Source organism: Janthinobacterium sp. CG_23.4, from assembly GCF_029892305.1.
GTDB classification, from domain to species: domain Bacteria; phylum Pseudomonadota; class Gammaproteobacteria; order Burkholderiales; family Burkholderiaceae_D; genus Janthinobacterium; species Janthinobacterium lividum_D.
In genome coordinates this window covers 3,025,148-3,042,416 of the sequence record NZ_JARXUX010000001.1, presented here as the reverse complement: position 1 = coordinate 3,042,416, position 17,269 = coordinate 3,025,148, and the positions used below count along the sequence as shown (strand labels likewise).

Annotated in this window: 18 protein-coding genes; 14 read left to right on the top strand and 4 right to left on the bottom strand. The window is 61.9% G+C overall.

Annotation, left to right across the window (positions count from 1 at the left end; translation table 11 throughout):
* Nucleotides 1–74 precede the first annotated feature (74 nt).
* The 7 genes from H4V96_RS13580 (at nt 75) to glpK (ending at nt 7,742) form a co-directional block, all read left to right on the top strand.
* Nucleotides 75–1,214, top strand: coding sequence for an ABC transporter ATP-binding protein (locus H4V96_RS13580; RefSeq protein WP_196855576.1), 1,140 nt, complete (start codon nt 75–77; stop codon nt 1,212–1,214).
* Between the two features lies 1 nt (nt 1,215).
* Nucleotides 1,216–2,316, top strand: a complete 1,101-nt coding sequence (locus tag H4V96_RS13575; RefSeq protein WP_010399344.1) for an ABC transporter ATP-binding protein — start codon at nt 1,216–1,218, stop codon at nt 2,314–2,316.
* Complete coding sequence (locus tag H4V96_RS13570) at nt 2,313–3,200, top strand: sugar ABC transporter permease (RefSeq protein ID WP_010399342.1); 888 nt, start codon at nt 2,313–2,315, stop codon at nt 3,198–3,200. Before H4V96_RS13575 ends, H4V96_RS13570 begins: the two co-directional genes overlap by 4 nt.
* The gene (locus H4V96_RS13565; protein ID WP_043462158.1) at nt 3,197–4,003 is read left to right on the top strand and encodes a carbohydrate ABC transporter permease; all 807 of its coding nucleotides are present in this window, start codon (nt 3,197–3,199) and stop codon (nt 4,001–4,003) included. Before H4V96_RS13570 ends, H4V96_RS13565 begins: the two co-directional genes overlap by 4 nt.
* Before the next feature lie 40 nt (nt 4,004–4,043).
* Nucleotides 4,044–4,319: a DUF2160 domain-containing protein gene (locus H4V96_RS13560; protein ID WP_029496506.1), complete on the top strand. Its 276-nt coding sequence runs from the start codon at nt 4,044–4,046 to the stop codon at nt 4,317–4,319.
* Nucleotides 4,320–4,435: 116 nt separating this feature from the next.
* Nucleotides 4,436–6,163, top strand: coding sequence for an extracellular solute-binding protein (locus tag H4V96_RS13555; protein WP_010399333.1), 1,728 nt, complete (start codon nt 4,436–4,438; stop codon nt 6,161–6,163).
* Nucleotides 6,164–6,248: 85 nt separating this feature from the next.
* Complete coding sequence (gene glpK / locus H4V96_RS13550; RefSeq protein WP_196855577.1) at nt 6,249–7,742, top strand: glycerol kinase GlpK; 1,494 nt, start codon at nt 6,249–6,251, stop codon at nt 7,740–7,742.
* Between the two features lie 19 nt (nt 7,743–7,761).
* Here the strand turns inward: glpK and H4V96_RS13545 are convergent, their stop codons facing one another.
* On the bottom strand, nt 7,762–8,304 hold the full coding sequence (locus H4V96_RS13545) for a YdcF family protein (RefSeq protein ID WP_196855578.1): 543 nt from the start codon (nt 8,302–8,304) through the stop codon (nt 7,762–7,764).
* A 72-nt stretch (nt 8,305–8,376) separates the two neighbouring features.
* Nucleotides 8,377–9,009, bottom strand: coding sequence for a cysteine hydrolase family protein (locus tag H4V96_RS13540; RefSeq protein ID WP_196855579.1), 633 nt, complete (start codon nt 9,007–9,009; stop codon nt 8,377–8,379).
* Between the two features lie 111 nt (nt 9,010–9,120).
* Between H4V96_RS13540 and H4V96_RS13535 the strand changes: the two genes are divergently transcribed.
* Complete coding sequence (locus H4V96_RS13535) at nt 9,121–10,122, top strand: helix-turn-helix domain-containing protein (RefSeq protein WP_196855580.1); 1,002 nt, start codon at nt 9,121–9,123, stop codon at nt 10,120–10,122.
* A 113-nt stretch (nt 10,123–10,235) separates the two neighbouring features.
* Here the strand turns inward: H4V96_RS13535 and H4V96_RS13530 are convergent, their stop codons facing one another.
* Nucleotides 10,236–10,583: a hypothetical protein gene (locus H4V96_RS13530; RefSeq protein WP_010399325.1), complete on the bottom strand. Its 348-nt coding sequence runs from the start codon at nt 10,581–10,583 to the stop codon at nt 10,236–10,238.
* A 148-nt stretch (nt 10,584–10,731) separates the two neighbouring features.
* Nucleotides 10,732–11,232, bottom strand: coding sequence for an Lrp/AsnC ligand binding domain-containing protein (locus tag H4V96_RS13525; RefSeq protein ID WP_010399323.1), 501 nt, complete (start codon nt 11,230–11,232; stop codon nt 10,732–10,734).
* 104 nt (nt 11,233–11,336) lie between these two features.
* On the opposite strand from H4V96_RS13525, the gene H4V96_RS13520 reads away from it, so the two are divergent.
* The 6 genes from H4V96_RS13520 (at nt 11,337) to H4V96_RS13495 (ending at nt 17,269) form a co-directional block, all read left to right on the top strand.
* Entirely contained in the window at nt 11,337–12,626 is a 1,290-nt protein-coding gene (locus H4V96_RS13520) for a D-amino acid dehydrogenase (protein ID WP_196855581.1), read from the top strand.
* Between the two features lie 13 nt (nt 12,627–12,639).
* Nucleotides 12,640–13,761: an alanine racemase gene (gene alr / locus H4V96_RS13515; protein WP_280721001.1), complete on the top strand. Its 1,122-nt coding sequence runs from the start codon at nt 12,640–12,642 to the stop codon at nt 13,759–13,761.
* Between the two features lie 98 nt (nt 13,762–13,859).
* Nucleotides 13,860–14,417 (top strand): NAD(P)H-dependent oxidoreductase, encoded by a 558-nt coding sequence (locus H4V96_RS13510; RefSeq protein ID WP_070346769.1) that lies wholly within the window; start codon nt 13,860–13,862, stop codon nt 14,415–14,417.
* Nucleotides 14,418–14,556: 139 nt separating this feature from the next.
* On the top strand, nt 14,557–16,149 hold the full coding sequence (locus H4V96_RS13505) for a sensor domain-containing diguanylate cyclase (protein ID WP_196855583.1): 1,593 nt from the start codon (nt 14,557–14,559) through the stop codon (nt 16,147–16,149).
* Between the two features lie 185 nt (nt 16,150–16,334).
* The gene (locus H4V96_RS13500; RefSeq protein ID WP_196855584.1) at nt 16,335–16,757 is read left to right on the top strand and encodes a hypothetical protein; all 423 of its coding nucleotides are present in this window, start codon (nt 16,335–16,337) and stop codon (nt 16,755–16,757) included.
* Between the two features lie 116 nt (nt 16,758–16,873).
* Nucleotides 16,874–17,269: a hypothetical protein gene (locus tag H4V96_RS13495; protein WP_196855585.1), complete on the top strand. Its 396-nt coding sequence runs from the start codon at nt 16,874–16,876 to the stop codon at nt 17,267–17,269.

Here is a 17,269-nt window from a genome sequence, read left to right as displayed (position 1 = left end):
GAAGGACAGGCAGGCGACCGCGCCCCGCAGAGGGTGCGGCGAAGAATAAGAAACCATCACTGGAGGAGAAGCGCGTGCAATTGGTACTGGACAAGATCAGCAGGAAGCAGGGTGCTGATGACTTTTTATATCCGATGTCGCTGGCCTTGGTGCCGGGCGCCATCAACGTCTTGCTGGGCACCACGCGTGCCGGCAAGACGACCTTGATGCGCGTGATGGCGGGCCTGGACAAGCCCAGCGGGGGCACGGTCACCGCCGATGGCGTCGATGTGACGGGCGTGCCCGTCAGCCGCCGCAACCTGGCCATGGTATACCAGCAATTCATCAACTATCCGGCCTTCACCGTGTACGACAATATCGCCTCGCCTTTGCGCTTGCGCAAAGTGCCCGAGGACGAGATACGCGCGAAAGTGCAGGCGCTGGCCGAGCGCCTGCACATCACGCCGTATTTGCAGCGCACGCCAGGGGAATTGTCGGGCGGCCAGCAGCAGCGCACGGCGCTCGGGCGAGCCCTGATCAAGGATGCCTCGCTGTTGCTGCTCGACGAGCCGTTGGTCAACCTCGATTACAAACTGCGCGAAGAATTACGCCGCGAACTGACGGAACTGTTTTCCAGCGGCAGCACGACGGTCGTGTACGCCACCACGGAACCGCTGGAAGCGCTGCAGCTGGGCGGCCACGTGGCCGTGCTGCACGAGGGGCGCTTGCTGCAGCAAGGGCCGACCCTGGACGTCTTCAATGCCCCCAATTCCATCGCCGTGGCGCGCACTTTCAGCGACCCGCCGATCAACCTGATCCCCGCGCGCGTGGATGCGGCCGGCGTGGCGCAGGCCGCCGATGGCTTGGCGATTCACTTGAGCGGCGCGCAGCGCGCCTGCCTCGGTAACAGCTGCGACGTGATCCTTGGCGTGCGCGCGCACAGCCTGCATTTGTCGCCCCAGTCCGACGCCGACGTGGCCATCGCGGCGCAGGTGGACTTGGCGGAAATCAGCGGCTCGGAAACCTATGTGCATGCGCGCCGCGGCGAACTGGCCCTGGTGGCGCAGCTGGGCGGCGTGCACAATCTGGAGATCGGCAGCGCTTGCACCGTGTATTGCCAGCCGCATGCTTTGCTGATCTTCGCCAGCGATGGTGGCTTGCTGTTTGCTCCGGGCGCCGTCGCGCCGGGAGCCGTCGCTCCGGGCGCCGCTGCGTCGTTACAGGCAGGAGCTTGATATGGCGCGTATCGAACTGATCGACCTGGCGCATGCCTACAAACCGAACCCGACGGCACCGGCCGACTATGCGCTGCGGCCCATGAGCATGACCTGGCATGACGGCGGCGCCTACGCCTTGCTGGGGCCGTCGGGCTGCGGCAAGACGACCTTGCTCAATATCATCTCCGGCCTGGTGAAGCCATCGCACGGCAAGGTGTTGTTCGACGGCAAGGATGTGACGCAACTGCCCACCGAAGCGCGCAATATTGCGCAAGTGTTCCAGTTTCCCGTCATCTACGACACCATGACCGTGCATGACAACCTGGCGTTTCCGCTGCGCAATCGCGGCTGGAAAGAGAGCGAGGTCAAAAAGCGCGTGCAACAGGTGGCGCAGATGCTGGAATTGACGAGTGACTTGAAAATGCGCGCCAGCGGCTTGTCCGTCGACGCCAAGCAAAAGATTTCGCTGGGACGCGGCCTCGTGCGTCCCGACGTGGCGGCCGTGCTGTTCGACGAACCGCTGACGGTGATCGACCCGCACTTAAAATGGCTGTTGCGCCGGAAATTGAAGGAAATCCACCACGAATTGAAGCTGTCCTTGATTTACGTCACGCACGACCAGGTGGAAGCGTTGACCTTTGCCGACCAGGTGGTCGTCATGACCCAGGGCGAAGTGGTACAGACGGGCAGCGCGCAAGCCTTGTTCGAAGAGCCGGAGCACACGTTTGTCGGCTATTTCATCGGCAACCCGGGCATGAACTTGCTCGATTGCACGCTGGACGATGGCGTGGCGCGGGTAGCAGGGCAGCCGCTGGCGCTGTCCGCTGCGGCGCGCGCGGCCTTGTCTGGCGCGCAAGGCAACATCACGCTGGGCGTGCGGCCCGAATTCGTCGAATGCCTGCGCCAGGGCGAGGCCAGCGAGGGGGGCGGCGATACGCTCGCTGCCAGCGTCATTGCGGTGCGCAACATGGGCACGCATTTCCTGGCCCAATTCCAGCTGGGCAGCGCCACGGTGGCGGCCAAGCTGCGCGCCATCGATGTCCAGCCTGGCGAAGCTGTGCGGCTGCGTTTCCCCGTGCAACGCACTTTGTTCTACGTCAACGATAAGCGGGTGGCATGATGATACATAACGGTAAAACCGATAACAACCGCCGCGCCTGGCTATTGATCCTGCCCGTACTGCTGTGCGTGGCTTTTTCCGCCATCCTGCCGCTGATGACGGTAGTGAATTATTCCGTGCAGGATATCCTGAGCCCCACGCAAAAGGTATTTGTGGGTACCGAATGGTTCCGCATGGTCATGCTCGACGGCGACTTGCACAGCGCCTTGCTGCGCCAACTGCTGTTTTCCGGCTGCGTGCTGGCGATCCAGATTCCGCTGGGCATTTTGATCGCCCTGTGCATGCCGGCCGATGGCTGGAAGGCGTCGCTGGCGCTGGTGCTGATCGCGCTGCCCTTGCTGATTCCCTGGAACGTGGTGGGCACCATCTGGCAAATCTTTGGCCGCGGCGACATCGGCCTGATGGGCTACAGCCTGAATCAATTGGGCTTGAACTACAATTACAGCGGCAACTCGCTCGATGCCTGGCTGACGGTGATGGTGATGGATATCTGGCATTGGACGCCCCTGGTAGCGCTGCTGTGCTATGCCGGTTTGCGTGCCATTCCCGACGCGTATTATCAGGCGGCGCGCATCGACGGCGCTTCCGGCCTGGCCGTGTTCCGCTACATCCAGCTACCGAAACTGCGCAATGTGCTGATGATCGCCGTGTTGCTGCGCTTCATGGATAGTTTCATGATCTACACGGAACCGTTTGTGCTGACCGGTGGTGGCCCCGGCAATGCCACCACCTTTTTGTCGCAATACCTGACGCAAAAAGCCGTCGGTCAGTTCGACCTGGGACCGGCCTCGGCATTCTCACTGATCTATTTCCTCATCATCCTGCTGTTCTGCTTTGTGCTCTACACGTGGATGCAGCGCGTCGGTACGGGAGACCAGAAATGATGCACCAGAAAATACGCAGTGCCATGCTCGTCACTTTTTTGCTGGCGTCCCTGTTGCCCATCTACTGGATGCTCAATATGTCGCTCAAGACCAACGAGGAAATCGTTGGCGTCCTGAGCCTGTGGCCGCAGCAACTGACGTTCGCCAACTACCATACGATCTTCACGGACCGCTCCTGGTACAGCGGCTACATCAATTCCATGCTGTACGTGGCGTTGAACATGGTGCTGTCGGTGACGGTGGCCTTGCCGGCCGCGTATGCCTTCTCGCGCTATAACTTTGTGGGCGACAAGCATTTGTTCTTTTGGCTGCTGACTAACCGCATGACGCCGCCCGCGGTCTTCCTCGTGCCGTTTTTCCAGCTGTATTCGACCGTTGGCCTGATGGATACGCATTTGGCTGTGGCGCTGGCGCACATGGTGTTCAACGTGCCGCTGGCGGTGTGGATACTGGAAGGCTTCATGTCCGGCGTGCCGAAGGAAATCGACGAGACCGCGTATATCGACGGCTACAGCTTCCCCCGCTTCTTCATCCGCATCTTCTTGCCGATGATTAAGTCGGGCGTGGGCGTGACGGCTTTCTTCTGCTTCATGTTCAGCTGGGTGGAACTGTTATTGGCGCGTACCTTGACGTCCGTCAATGCCAAGCCGATTGCCGCCACCATGACGCGCACCGTCTCGGCCGCCGGCATGGATTGGGGCGTGCTGGCGGCTGCCGGCGTGCTCACCATCGTGCCTGGCGCGCTGGTGATCTGGTTCGTGCGCCATTACATAGCCAAGGGTTTTGCGATGGGAAGGGTCTGACATGGAAAATACTATCGATAGCACAGCGAGCAACGTCGGCCTGTTCGACTGGATGGCTTGGACGCCGGAAGTGGCCATCTTCTTCATTTGCATCGGTTTGATGCTTGCCGGCATGACGCTGTGGCAAATCCGTTCACCGAGCATCGCACGCAAGGGCTTCTTGCCCATGCCGACCACGCGCGGTGATCGCCTCTTCATCGGCTTGCTCACGGCGGCGTACGTCAACCTGGCCTGGGCCGGATTGACGGAAATGCAGCAGGCCGTCGGGGCTGCCATCAGTTTTGTCTTGTTGTTGATTGTCATGCGTTGGGGATAGCCGGCTTGCCGGTGTTGAATGTTGATCGTAATGCGGTGGGGATAGCCGGCTTGCCGGTGGTGATGGATGCCGGTTGCCAGCAGGCGGCCGGTAAAAACTATAAAAGGAGATACACGATGAAATTGAAGTTCACGATCTTCGCGGCTGCGGCCATGCTGGTGTCGAATGCGGCGCTGGCAGATGCCAAACAGGCGCAAGTCTGGATCGACAAGGAATTCCAGCCATCGAGCTTGAGCAAGCAGCAACAGCTTGCGGAAATGAAATGGTTTATCGATGCGGCGGCCAAGCTGAAAGCCAAGGGCATCAAGGAAATTTCTGTGGTTTCGGAAACCATCGATACCCACGTCTACGAATCGAAGACCCTGACCAAGGCGTTCGAGGAAATCACCGGCATCAAGGTACGCCATGACATCATCCAGGAAGGCGATGTGGTGGAAAAGCTGCAAACGTCCATGCAATCGGGCAAGAGTATTTATGATGGCTGGATTTCCGATTCCGACCTGATCGGCACGCATTATCGCTATGGCGCCGTCGAGCCCCTGTCCGACTATATGGCCGCCAAGGGCAAGGAATTTACCAATCCCGGCCTGGACTTGAAGGATTTCATCGGCATCAGCTTCACCACGGCGCCCGATGGCAAGGTGTACCAACTGCCCGACCAGCAATTCGCCAACCTGTACTGGTTCCGCGCCGACTGGTTCGCACGCAAGGATTTGCAAGCCAAGTTCAAGGCCAAGTATGGCTACGAACTGGGCGTGCCGCAAAACTGGTCCGCCTACGAAGACATCGCCGACTTCTTCACCAATGACGTGAAGGAACTCGATGGCAAGAAAGTCTATGGCCACATGGATTACGGCAAGAAAGATCCATCGTTGGGCTGGCGCTTCACCGATGCCTGGCTGTCGATGGCTGGCGCAGCCGACAAGGGCATTCCTAACGGCATGCCTGTCGACGAGTGGGGCATCAAAGTGGCAGCCGACAAGTGCACGCCCGTGGGCGCATCGATGTCGCGCGGCGGCGCCACCAATTCGCCGGCGGCTGTCTTTGCGTTGACGAAATATATCGACTGGATGAAGAAATACGCGCCGCCGCAGGCGAACAGCATGAATTTCTCGGAAGCGGGGCCGGTACCGGCGCAGGGCGAAATTGCCCAGCAAATTTTTTGGTACACGGCATTTACGGCCGGCATGACGAAACCGGGCTTGCCAGTGGTCAACAAGGATGGCACGCCGAAATGGCGCATGGCACCGTCGCCGCACGGTCCGTACTGGAAAGAGGGCATGCAGAACGGCTACCAGGACGTCGGTTCCTGGTTCTTGTTCAAGTCCACGCCCGATGACCGCAAGGCTGCCGCCTGGCTGTATGCGCAATTCGTCACCTCGAAAACCGTGTCGCTGAAGAAATCCATTGTCGGCCTGACCTTCATACGCGATTCCGACATCCGTCATGATTACTTCACGCAGCACGCCAACGAATACGGCGGCTTGATCGAGTTTTACCGCAGTCCAGCCCGCGTAGCGTGGACGCCGACAGGCAACAACGTGCCCGACTATCCTAAGCTGGCGCAACTGTGGTGGAAAAACGTGGCCACGGCCATCACGGCGGAAAAAACGCCGCAAGCTGCGATGGATAACCTGGCCGAGGAAATGGACCAGGTCATGGCGCGCTTGCAGCGGGCCGGCATGAAGGCATGTGCGCCCAAGCTCAATGCCAAAGGCGACCCGAACCAGTATCTGTCGGATCAGCATGCCCCATGGAAAAAGCTGGCGAATGAAAAGCCGAAGGGTGAAACGATTGCCTACGATAAACTGTTGCAGGCATGGAAAGAAGGCAAGGCAAAGTAAGGTAGCCGTGTAGTTTTCTGCCGCCGCTTTCCCGGGGCACGGGCCTATGCCCGTGCCCTTTTTACTGATAGACGTAGTAGCGACCATGACCAAATACATACTTGCTTTAGACCAGGGCACCACCAGTTCGCGCGCCATCCTGTTCGACCATGCGGGTCGGCCGCACGCCAGCGCGCAGCGCGAATTTCGCCAGATTTTCCCCCAGCCGGGCTGGGTCGAGCATGACGCGGGCGAGATCTGGGCCTCGCAAGAGGGCGTGCTGCAGCAGGTGCTGCGCGACAGTGGCGTGGCCGCCTGCGACGTGGCCGCCATTGGCGTGACCAACCAGCGCGAAACGACGGTGCTGTGGGACCGCGCCACGGGCGAGCCTGTCGCCAACGCCATCGTCTGGCAAGACCGCAGGAATGCCGCCTACTGCGAGCAACTGGTCGAGCAGGGCCAGGCCGACTTAATCCAGAGCAAGACCGGCCTGGTGCTGGACGCCTATTTTTCCGCCACCAAGTTGAAATGGCTGCTCGATAACGTGCCGGGCGCCCGCGCGCGCGCCGAGCGCGGCGAACTGGCTTTCGGCACGGTCGACAGCTGGCTGATCTACAAAATGAGCGGCGCCCATTTGACGGACACCAGCAACGCAGCGCGCACCATGCTGTTCAACATCCACACTCTGCAGTGGGACACGGCTTTGCTGGCGCTGCTCGATATTCCCGCCTCGTTGCTGCCCGAGGTCGTGCCATCGAGTGGCGTGGCCGCGCACACGCACGCGTCATTGCTGGGCGTGTCCGTGCCGATCGCCGGCATCGCGGGCGACCAGCAGGCCGCCACGTTCGGCCAGGCCTGTTTGCAACCGGGCATGGCGAAAAATACCTACGGCACCGGCTGCTTCATGCTGATGAATGTGGGCAAGCGCCCCTTGCCATCGAAAAACCGCTTGTTGACGACGGTGGGCTGGAGCCTGGGCCCGGATGCGAATCAAACCGATTACTTGCTGGAAGGCAGCGCCTTTATCGCTGGCGCTGCCGTGCAATGGATGCGCGACGGCATCGGCATCATTCGCGACTCGTCCGAAGTGGAAGCGCTGGCCACCAGCGTGCCCGATTCGGGCGGCCTGGTCTTCGTGCCTGCGTTCGCCGGTCTTGGCGCACCGTACTGGGACCCGTATGCGCGCGGCACCCTGATCGGCATCACGCGCGGCACGGGCAAGGCGCACATCGCGCGCGCGGCGCTCGAAGGCGTGGCTTACCAGAACGTCGACGTCTTGTCCGCCATGCAGGACGACGCCGGCATCGCGCTATCGGAATTGCGCGTCGATGGCGGCGCGGCCCGCAACGACATGCTGATGCAATTCCAGGCCGATATTTTGAACGTGCCCGTGGTGCGTCCCGTGGTGACGGAAACGACGGCCCTGGGCGCCGCTTACTTGGCGGGCCTGGCCGTGGGTTTCTGGGAGTCGCTGGAAGAAATCGCCGCGCAATGGCAGGTGGGGCGCCGCTTCGAGCCGGCCATGGCGGCCGACGAGCGCCTGACGCGGCTGCACAAATGGCAACGCGCCGTGGAGCGCTCGCGCGACTGGAGCGAGTGAGCCGGGCAATAACGCGCGATCAGGGCCGCGCCAAGTACACGGCGTAGCCCAGTGTTTCGCGCGGCACCGAATACAGGTCGCGCAGTTCAAAATAGGGCGCGTGCACGTTGCCGCTGACGGCTATGCCGGTGCGTTCCAAAGCCAGGCGCAAGCGGGGCACATGAAAGTATTGCGTAGCCACCATGGCGCTCTTCCAGCCACGCGCGCGCATCAGCGCCGCTGCATTGCGGGCCGTGGCTTCCGTGGTCCAGCCTTGATGATCCTCGAAGATGGCGCTGGCCGGCACGCCGCGCGACTGCAGATAGCGGGCCATCGACGCGGCTTCGTCGAAGCCTTCCTTGCCGGTAGCGCCGCTGACGAGGATGCGCGGCACCCGTCCAGCCTGGAGTTGCGCCAGGGCCGCATCGAGCCGCGCCTGCAGGCGCGGGCTGGGCGTGCCATTGGGCAATATCGTATTGCCCGGCACGACGATGACGTCGGCCGGCGCCAGCCTGTCATTGAGTCCCGCCAGCACCAGCGCTGTCGTGGCCAGCAGAAAAATACCCGCAGAGATTAAGCCCAACAGTGTTATTTTTCGCATCGTTCATGATCGAGTGGGCAATGGCTGCATGATACCCGCCCATTGCTGAGCGCGTCAGCTCGCCGGTGCTGTGCGTGCGCGCTGGTTCGACAGATAAATATTGTCCTTTTCCAATGGCTTGCCTTCGCGCACGGCAGCGAGCCAGTCCTGGGTGCTGACGACGGCGGCGAAATTGGAGTGAAACACGGTGCTGAAGACGCGGTGGATTTCCTCGGCGCTGGCCGTACCGCCCGCATTTGCGTAGGGCACGGCGCCGCTGGCGTCTTGCAGCAATTCGACCTGCAAGCCTTCGTGCGCGGCCTGGTAAATGCTGGCGGCGTCGCAGTTATGCGTCATGTAGCCGCTCACCGTCAAGGTGTCGATGCCGTGGCTGTCCAGCCAGGCGCGCAAGTTGGTACCCGCAAAGGCACTGCTCATGGTCTTGTTGATGCGGTGCTCGGCGGGAAAGGCGGCCACTAGCGGATGCAACTGCCAGCCCTCGCTGCCCTTGGCGAAGACGGGCGAATTTTCCGGCGCATCGTGCTGGACGACGATAACGGGCACGCCGGCGGCGCGGGCGCCAGCCATGGCGGTGACGATATTGGGCAGCGAGATGTCGACCGATGGATATTCGATGAGCATGTTGCCCGTAAAGTATTCGTTTTGGACATCGATGACGAGCAGGGCGCGGCGTGGGGTGGTGGACATGTGTACTCCTGAGTGGGTGAAAGAGGAAACAGATCCTCGACAAGGCCATTGTCAGGCCGCATGATTAAAATAAAAAGTGGCCCGAAGGCCGCTCTGAGATAAAATCGGGCCATGCCTACTATTTCTCCATCTTCCTCTCCCTTGAGCGTGGCCGTGATCGCCTTCGACGGCATGACGCCATTTCATTTATCCGTGCCTTGCCTCGTGTTTGGCGCCCAGCCGGACGAAGCCGATCTGCCGCGGTTCTTGGTGCGCGTGTGCGCCGCCGATGCCGCGCCCTTGCGCACGGCAGCCGGCTTTTGCATCACGCCCGAGTTCGGGCTGGAGGGATTGCAGGAGGCCGATATCGTCATCATGCCGGCTTGGCACGACGATTGCCGCGATGCCGCACCGTCCCTGGTCGCGGCGCTGCAGGCGGCCAGTGGGCGCGGCGCGCGCATGGTGGGCCTGTGCCTGGGCGCGTTTCCGCTGGCGCAGGCGGGCTTGTTGGATGGCAAGAGCGCGGCCACGCACTGGGGCATGGCGCAGCGGCTGGCGGCCCGCTACCCCAAGGTCAGGGTGGACCGGGAAGTGCTGTACGTGGATGATGGCGCGGTGCTGACGTCGGCGGGCGTGGCCGCTGGCCTCGACTGCTGTTTGTATCTGCTGCGCCAACTGGCGGGCGCCGAGGTGGCCAACCGCGTGGCGCGTCGCTTGCTGGTGGCGCCGCACCGGCAGGGCGGACAGGCGCAATTCATCGAGCGCCCGCTGCCCGTGTCTGGCAGCGAAGGGCGCTTTGCCGAGGTGCTCGCTAGCGTGAGCGCCAGTCTGGGCCAGGCGCACAGCATCGATGCGCTGGCTGAACGGGCCGCCATGAGCCGACGCAATTTTACGCGCCACTTCCGCCAGGCGACGGGCACGTCTTTCAAGCAATGGTTGCTGAACCAGCGTCTGGCGCATGCGCAAGGCATGCTGGAAAAAAGTGCGGCCTCGATCGAGGTCGTGGCGCAACAGGCCGGCTTTGGCACCGCCCTCTCGCTGCGCCAGCATTTCCGCGCCAACTTGCAGACGTCGCCGTCGGCCTACCGCAAGCTGTTCCGGCAGCAAGGCCAAGGCGTCCGTGTAGGCGCGTAGTCGTGCCGCCCGTCCTGGACTGTCGAGAGGCGGGCGCGTCTCCATGGCTTGCTTGGTAGGCTGATTGGTGTGGCTGATTGGCGTTGCTTACTTGCACGACTTACTTGCACGACTTATTTGCGCGGCTCATGTATGCGAAATTTCCTGACGATGCCTGCCTGGTCGAACACGACAGCGACTTCGCGCGTGCCTTTTTCGCCCAGCAGGGGAATTAGCCGCGTCACGCCCGGCGTTTGCAGCTGGTTTTTGTAGACCCACACTTCATAGCCTGGGTCGAAGCTGACGACGGTGGCGTTGCCCAGCGCCGCGTCGAGGTCGAGGCGGGTGGTCTTGCCCACCGTGATGTTCTGATAAATGGCGCCGTTGGCCGGCGCGCGGTTGACCTTGTATTCACTGGCGGTGCACATGGCCACGGCCAGGCCCGCGAGGCAGGAAGCTGCCAGTTTTATCAAAGTGTTCATACGGACTCCCAGAGTGCATCACTGCTTCCAATCAAAGAGGGGACGGGCGTGATGTCGTGAGGGCAGTGTGCGTCGGTGGCCGAGAATGTGCTACAAAATTATACAAAGGCGCACAAATCGGTGCTGCCAGTATCGGCCGCCGGTACTTTTAGCGGCTCTGCAACACGTCCGTCGAAAGCGCCAGGGTTTCTTTGATTTCTTCCATCACCACATAGCTTTTCGATTGCGCGGCACCCGGCAGTTGCAGCAGCATATCGCCCAGCAGCTTGCGATATTCGGCCATTTCATGGATGCGCGCCTTGATCAGGTAGTCGAAGTCGCCCGACACCAGGTGGCATTCCTGTACTTCGGGAATTTGCAGCACTTCGCGGCGGAATTGCTCGAACGCTGACGCGGATTTTTGATTGAGAGTAATCTCTACAAAAACGAGCAACTTGGCGCCCAGTGCGGCCGGATTCACCTTGGCGTGGTAACCCGTGATGACGCCGTCGCGCTCCATGCGCTTGACGCGCTCGATGCAGGGCGTGATGGATAGGCCTACCTGTTCACCGAGGTCTTTCATCGAGATGCGTCCATCCTGTTGCAGGATGCGCAGGATGTGACGATCCAGCTTGTCGAGGCTGCGTGCTGATTCTTTCAGGATTCTCATGATTTATTGCTGAATATCTCGATTTATACGTGAACAAATACTAGCTCTTTCCCAATATCATAGCCGTTAATCTGGCACTAGCCATAAATATAATTGAGGAAACTATGCGTATTGTGATTCTGGGGTCCGGCGTTATCGGCGTCACCAGTGCTTACTATTTGGCCAAAGCAGGACATGAGGTGACCGTCATCGACCGCCAGCCTGGCCCGGCACTGGAAACCAGCTTCGCGAATGCGGGGCAAATCTCGCCCGGCTACGCTTCGCCATGGGCCGCACCCGGTATTCCCTTGAAAGCCGTGAAGTGGATGATGCAGCGCCACGCGCCCCTGGCCATCTCGCTCGATGGCAGCGCCGCCCAGCTCAAATGGATGTGGCAGATGTTGCGCAATTGCACACCGGAAGCGTATGCCGTGAACAAGGAACGCATGGTGCGCCTGGCTGAATACAGCCGCGACTGCTTCAAGGTGCTGCGCGCCGAGGCCGGCATTACATATGAAGGCCGGCAGCAGGGTACGATGCAATTGTTCCGTACTGAAAAGCAATACAACGATGCGGCCAAGGATATCGAAGTGTTGAAAGACGCAGGCGTGCCGTATGAAGTGCTGCAGCGCAACGAGCTGTCGCGCGCCGAACCAGCGCTCGAAGCGGTCAAAGACAAGCTGTTCGGCGGCTTGCGCCTGCCCAACGATGAAACCGGCGATTGCCAGCTGTTTACGACGCGCCTGTCGGAAATGGCCGTGGCGCTGGGCGTGAAGTTCCGCTATGGCGTGGCGATCGACGCGCTGCTGACGCGCGGTGACGAAATTGCTGGAGTGCAATGCGGCGCGGAAATCGTCAAAGCCGATTCCTATGTGGTGGCCCTCGGTTCTTACTCGACCGGCTTCCTGCAGCCGCTGCTCGACATCCCCGTGTATCCGCTGAAAGGCTATTCGATCACCGTGCCTATCGTCAACGCAGCCAAGGCGCCCGTGTCGACCATCCTCGATGAAACGTACAAGATCGCCGTCACGCGTTTCGATGACCGCATCCGCGTGGGCGGCATGGCGGAAATCGCCGGCTACAAGCTGAACCTGAACCCGCGCCGTCGCGAAACCCTGGAAATGGTTGTCAATGACCTGTTCCCTGGCGGTGGCGACACGGCCGATGCCACCTTCTGGACGGGATTGCGCCCGATGACGCCGGACGGTACGCCGATCGTCGGGCGCACGCCGCTGCGCAATCTGTTCCTCAACACGGGCCACGGCACCCTGGGCTGGACCATGTCCTGCGGTTCGGCGCAATTGCTGGCCGACCTGATGTCGTCGAAAAAGCCGGCCATCCTGGCCGACGACCTGTCCGTCAGCCGCTACAGCGGCGCGCAGCACGGCGGCAAACTGCAGTACGCGGGCGCCTGAGATGGGCGCTCGCATGCCATCGAAGGAACGTAGCGGCGCCATCCTGACGGTGGACCTGGACGCCGTGCGCGCCAATTACCGCTTGCTGCGCGACAAGGCGCACCCGGCAGCCTGCTCGGCGGTGGTGAAGGCCGATGCGTATGGCCTGGGCGCCGCGCAAGTGGCTGCGGCCCTGTATGAAGAAGGCTGCCGCCATTTCTTCGTGGCCCACCTGGAAGAGGGCATCAGCCTGCGCCCGCACGTGGCGCACGATGCACACATCTTCGTGCTGCACGGCCCACCCGTCGCTACGGAAGGCGAATTCACGGCCCATGGTTTGATACCCGTGCTGAACAGCGAGCCGCAGGTGGCGGGCTGGCGCAAGCATGCACAAGCGCTGGGCACGACTCTGGACGCCATCGTGCAGGTCGATAGCGGCATGTCGCGCATGGGCTTGTCGCCGCAGGAAATCGACGCCTGGCTGCTGGACCCTCATTTTCTTGACGGCATCAACGTGCACTACATCATGAGCCATTTGGCGTGCGCCGACGAGCCCAGCAACCCGATGAATGCTGAGCAGTTGGCCCGCTTCAGCGCCATCCGCGCCCGTCTGCCGCAGCAGTATCGCGCCAGCCTGGCCAATTCCTCGGGCATTTTCCTGTCGCCCGATTTTCACTTCGAGCTGGTGCGTCCCGGTGCGGCCCTGTACGGCATTGCGCCGCAGAGCGGCGAAGCCCATCCCCTGCGCTCGGTGGTGCGCCTGCAAGGCAAGGTCATACAGACACGCACGATTGCCGCTGGCGAGCACGTCGGCTACAGCTGCCGCTACACGGCCAGCGAGGCGCGCCAGGTGGCCACTATTTCCGTCGGCTATGCCGATGGCTGGCTGCGCAGCATGAGCAACCAGGGCCTGGCCATCGTCGATGGCGTGAAAGTGCCGCAGATCGGCGCCATTTCCATGGATTCCATCACCCTGGATGTGAGCGCCATCGCGCAAGAGCGCGTCGCGCCGGGCAGCCTGGTCGACCTGATCTGCGCCGAACATCCGGTCGACGCAGTGGCAGCCATGGCCGGTACCATCGGCTATGAAGTGTTGACCAACCTGGGCGGGCGCTACTACCGCGACTATCTGGGCCTGGCCCAAGGCGCACGCTAAACAGCGCCAAACAGCGCCAAACCGATGATTGTGTGGCAAGATAGCCGTGGCGTGCGCTGCACGCCACGACTATCTTTTAACCGTTATCGGGGATTTCTATGAGTCAATATAACGTTGCTATCATCGTCGGCAGCCTGCGCAAGGATTCCTTCAACCGCAAACTGGCCGACGCCATCATCAAGCTGGCGCCGCCCGAGTTTTCTTTCAAACACATCGAAATCGGTGACTTGCCGCTGTATAACCAGGATGACGATGGCGCACAGGCCGAGCAGGTGTTGCGCCTGAAGTCGGATATTTCGGCTTCGCAAGCGTTGCTCTTCCTCACTCCCGAATACAACCGTTCTATCCCCGGCGTGCTGAAAAACGCCCTCGACCATGGCTCGCGCCCGTATGGCCAGAGCGTGTGGGGCGGCAAGCCGGGCGCCGTGCTGGGCGTCTCCGTAGGCGCGACCGGCACGGCCCTGGCGCAGCAGCATTTGCGTAATGTGCTCGCTTACCTGGACGTGCCGCTGCTGGACCAGCCAGAGATGTTTATCCAGGCCAAGGAAGGCTTGTTCGACGAGCATGGCGGCGTCGGCCCGGCCAGCCTGGTTTTCTTCCAGGGCTGGATGCAGCGCTACGTGCACTGGGTGCGCCAGCACGCCGTGCATGCCTGAATGGCTTAGGCTTGCCGGGCGGGGCGCCTTGGGGCAATAAATAGTTGATCAAGGCACTTTGTTGTTGTCTTGGTATGTGTCCCGGTATGTATAATGGGCGTTTTTTTCACGCGCAAGCCTACCCTGCCGCGTCCCTTTCATGCCGCTTCAACCTGTGGCGCAACCGCTGTTGCGCATCAATTTGCGCCGTCTGATCGTGCTGGTGGCGTTTGCCAGCGCCGTGATCTCGCTGCTCAGCAGCTTTTACGCCACGTATCAGGTGCAGCGCCAGTTGCTGATCGATACGACCCTGGAGGCGAACCACGCCTATGCGCTGAAGCTGGCCAGCAGCACGGAAAACTTCCTGCTGGCGGTGCGCCAGCAGCTAGCTTATAGCGCCAGCCTGCTGCCCCGGCACTTTGCTGGTCCTGCCGCCCTCAAGGCGGAAACCGAACGCTTGCGCGGGCAGACCAACAGCTTCAATTCCGTCCTGGTGGTCAATGCGCAGGGCAAGGTGCTGGCCGTCTCGCCTGAAATCGTGGCCTTGCAAAATAGCCAGCTCGATTCGGAAGGCGCGCGCCAGGCCTTGCGCGAGCGTCGCCCCCTGATCACCAAGCCTTACCTGTCTTCGGTCGGCAACCTGGTCATTTTCATCTCCCATCCCGTCTTCGATGATGCCGGCCGGTATCTCGGCTATGTGGGTGGTTCGATTTATCTGAAACAGAAAAATATCTTGTTCACCTTGCTGGGACAGCATTATTACCGCGATAGTTCTTACTTGTATGTGGTCGACCAGAGCCGGCGCCTGCTGTACCACCCCGATCCCCTGCGGGTCGGCGAAGTGGCCGGTGACAATGGCGTGATCGACGCCCTCCTGCGCCAGGAAAGCGGTAGTGCAAGCATCGTCAACAGCCGGGGCACCGACATGTTGGCTGGCTATGCCGTACTGCCGTCGACGGGTTGGGGCATCGTGGCCCAGCGACCCACGGCTGCCACGCTGGCGCCGCTGAACCAGCTGATGCTCAACACAGTGTGGTATTGCTTGCCCATTGCCTTGCTCAACCTGCCGTTGATCTGGTGGCTGGCACGCCTGATTTCACGCCCCTTGGTACAGCTGGCCGAAGGCGCCAGCGGCATGGACGCGCCCGGCATGGCCGAGCGCATCGGCGGCATCCCCGCCTGGTACCTGGAAGCGTCGCAGATCAAGCGCGCCTTGCTGGTGGGAATGTCCCTGCTGCAGAAAAAGATCGGCAAGCTCAAGACTGACGTGCAGACGGACCCGCTGACGGGCCTGTCGAACCGGCGCGGCATGGCAGCGGCGCTCGATGCCTGGCAGGCCAAGGCGCTGCCGTTTTCCGTCATCGCCCTCGATATCGACCATTTCAAGCAGGTCAACGACCGCTGGGGGCACGCCGTGGGCGACGACGTCATCTTGCACCTGGCACAGTTGATGCGCGCCTGTTCGCGTGATGTCGACGTGCTATGCCGCAATGGCGGCGATGAATTCATCATGCTGCTGCCAGACGCCGACCTCGATGTAGCGCTGCAGGTGGCTGAGCGCCTGCGCGCCCGGGTCGCTGCCGCCGATTTTCCCGGCGCCGGTCACGTCACGGTGTCGCTGGGCGTCGTGTCGTCGCAGCAGGCGGCGCTCAAGCTGGGCGGCGCGGATGCCGTGCTGCTGGCGGCCGATGCAGCGCTGTATGCGGCCAAGGAAAATGGGCGCAACCGGGTGGGTCTGGCAGAACCGGCCTGAGGCGCTATTGCGCCGTACCCGGGTATATGCTGCACTGCAACTGGCGCGCGTGCAGTTCGGCGTCAGCCTCTCATTGCATTGCATTGCATTTCGCGCTGTCCAATGCAGCGGTCTGGCGCTTCCGGCTAAGCGAGAGGCAAATAGTTGCTTGACCTTCCTCGTGTTGGAAGGTTTATAGTACTGCCATGAATCGTGCATTTTCCCGCTTACTTGTCCGCTCGCTGCTGTGGCTGCTGGCCGTCACGCTGCCCTTGCAGGGCTTTGCGTCGGCCATCCGCAGTTGCTGCGTGGACGAGCTGGCCGGCAACGCCAACGTCAGCGCCGCCGTCGGGGCAGCGCCGGCCTCTCAGTGCCACAATACGGGCGACACGAGGATGCAGGACCAGCCGATGAAAATGGCCGTGGGCGATGGCGGCGCCACGCACTCCGGCCACGATTGCAGCGAGCATGGCGCTTGCAGCGTGGGCGCCACGGCCCCTCCGTGCATGCCTGTCTTGCCGGTGTTGACGCTGTGCGCGCCGCCACCGGCGCTGGCGTACGATTCCTTGTTCACCGGGCATATTTCGTCCGGCCCCGAACGTCCTCCGAGAAGCACGCACTCCGCTTGACCGCCCCTTGAACCTGGCGGTGCAGCCAGTGCACGCCCTTCGCTGCCGTGCCTGCCGCACCTTTGTGTTCCAGCTGCGCGCCCGCCGCGCCATACCCTGTCAACCAAGGAAGCACCATGAAGCAATTATTGAGCCTCGCGCCGGCCGCCGGCGTCGCGCTTGCCTCGCTGCTGCTGAGCGCCGCCGCCCAGCCCCAGCCCCAGCCCCAGCCCCAGCCCGCCCCGCAAGAAGCGCAAGCGCCCGTGCCGGCCACCACCTACCGCTCGGCCTTCGCCGGCTACCGTCCCGCCACCGAGGACGAGGCCACGCCTGACCAGAATTGGCATGCTGGCAACGAGAAAGTCGGCAAGACCGGCGGCCACATGGGCATGATGAAGATGGATAGCCACAAGATGGAGGGCCACAAGATGGAAGGGCATAATATGCCGGTGGGTAAGCCCCAGCCCAGCCCCAAGCCCGATGCCAAACCTGCCGCCCAGCCCGCCGGACAACACCAGCATGAAGGACATTGA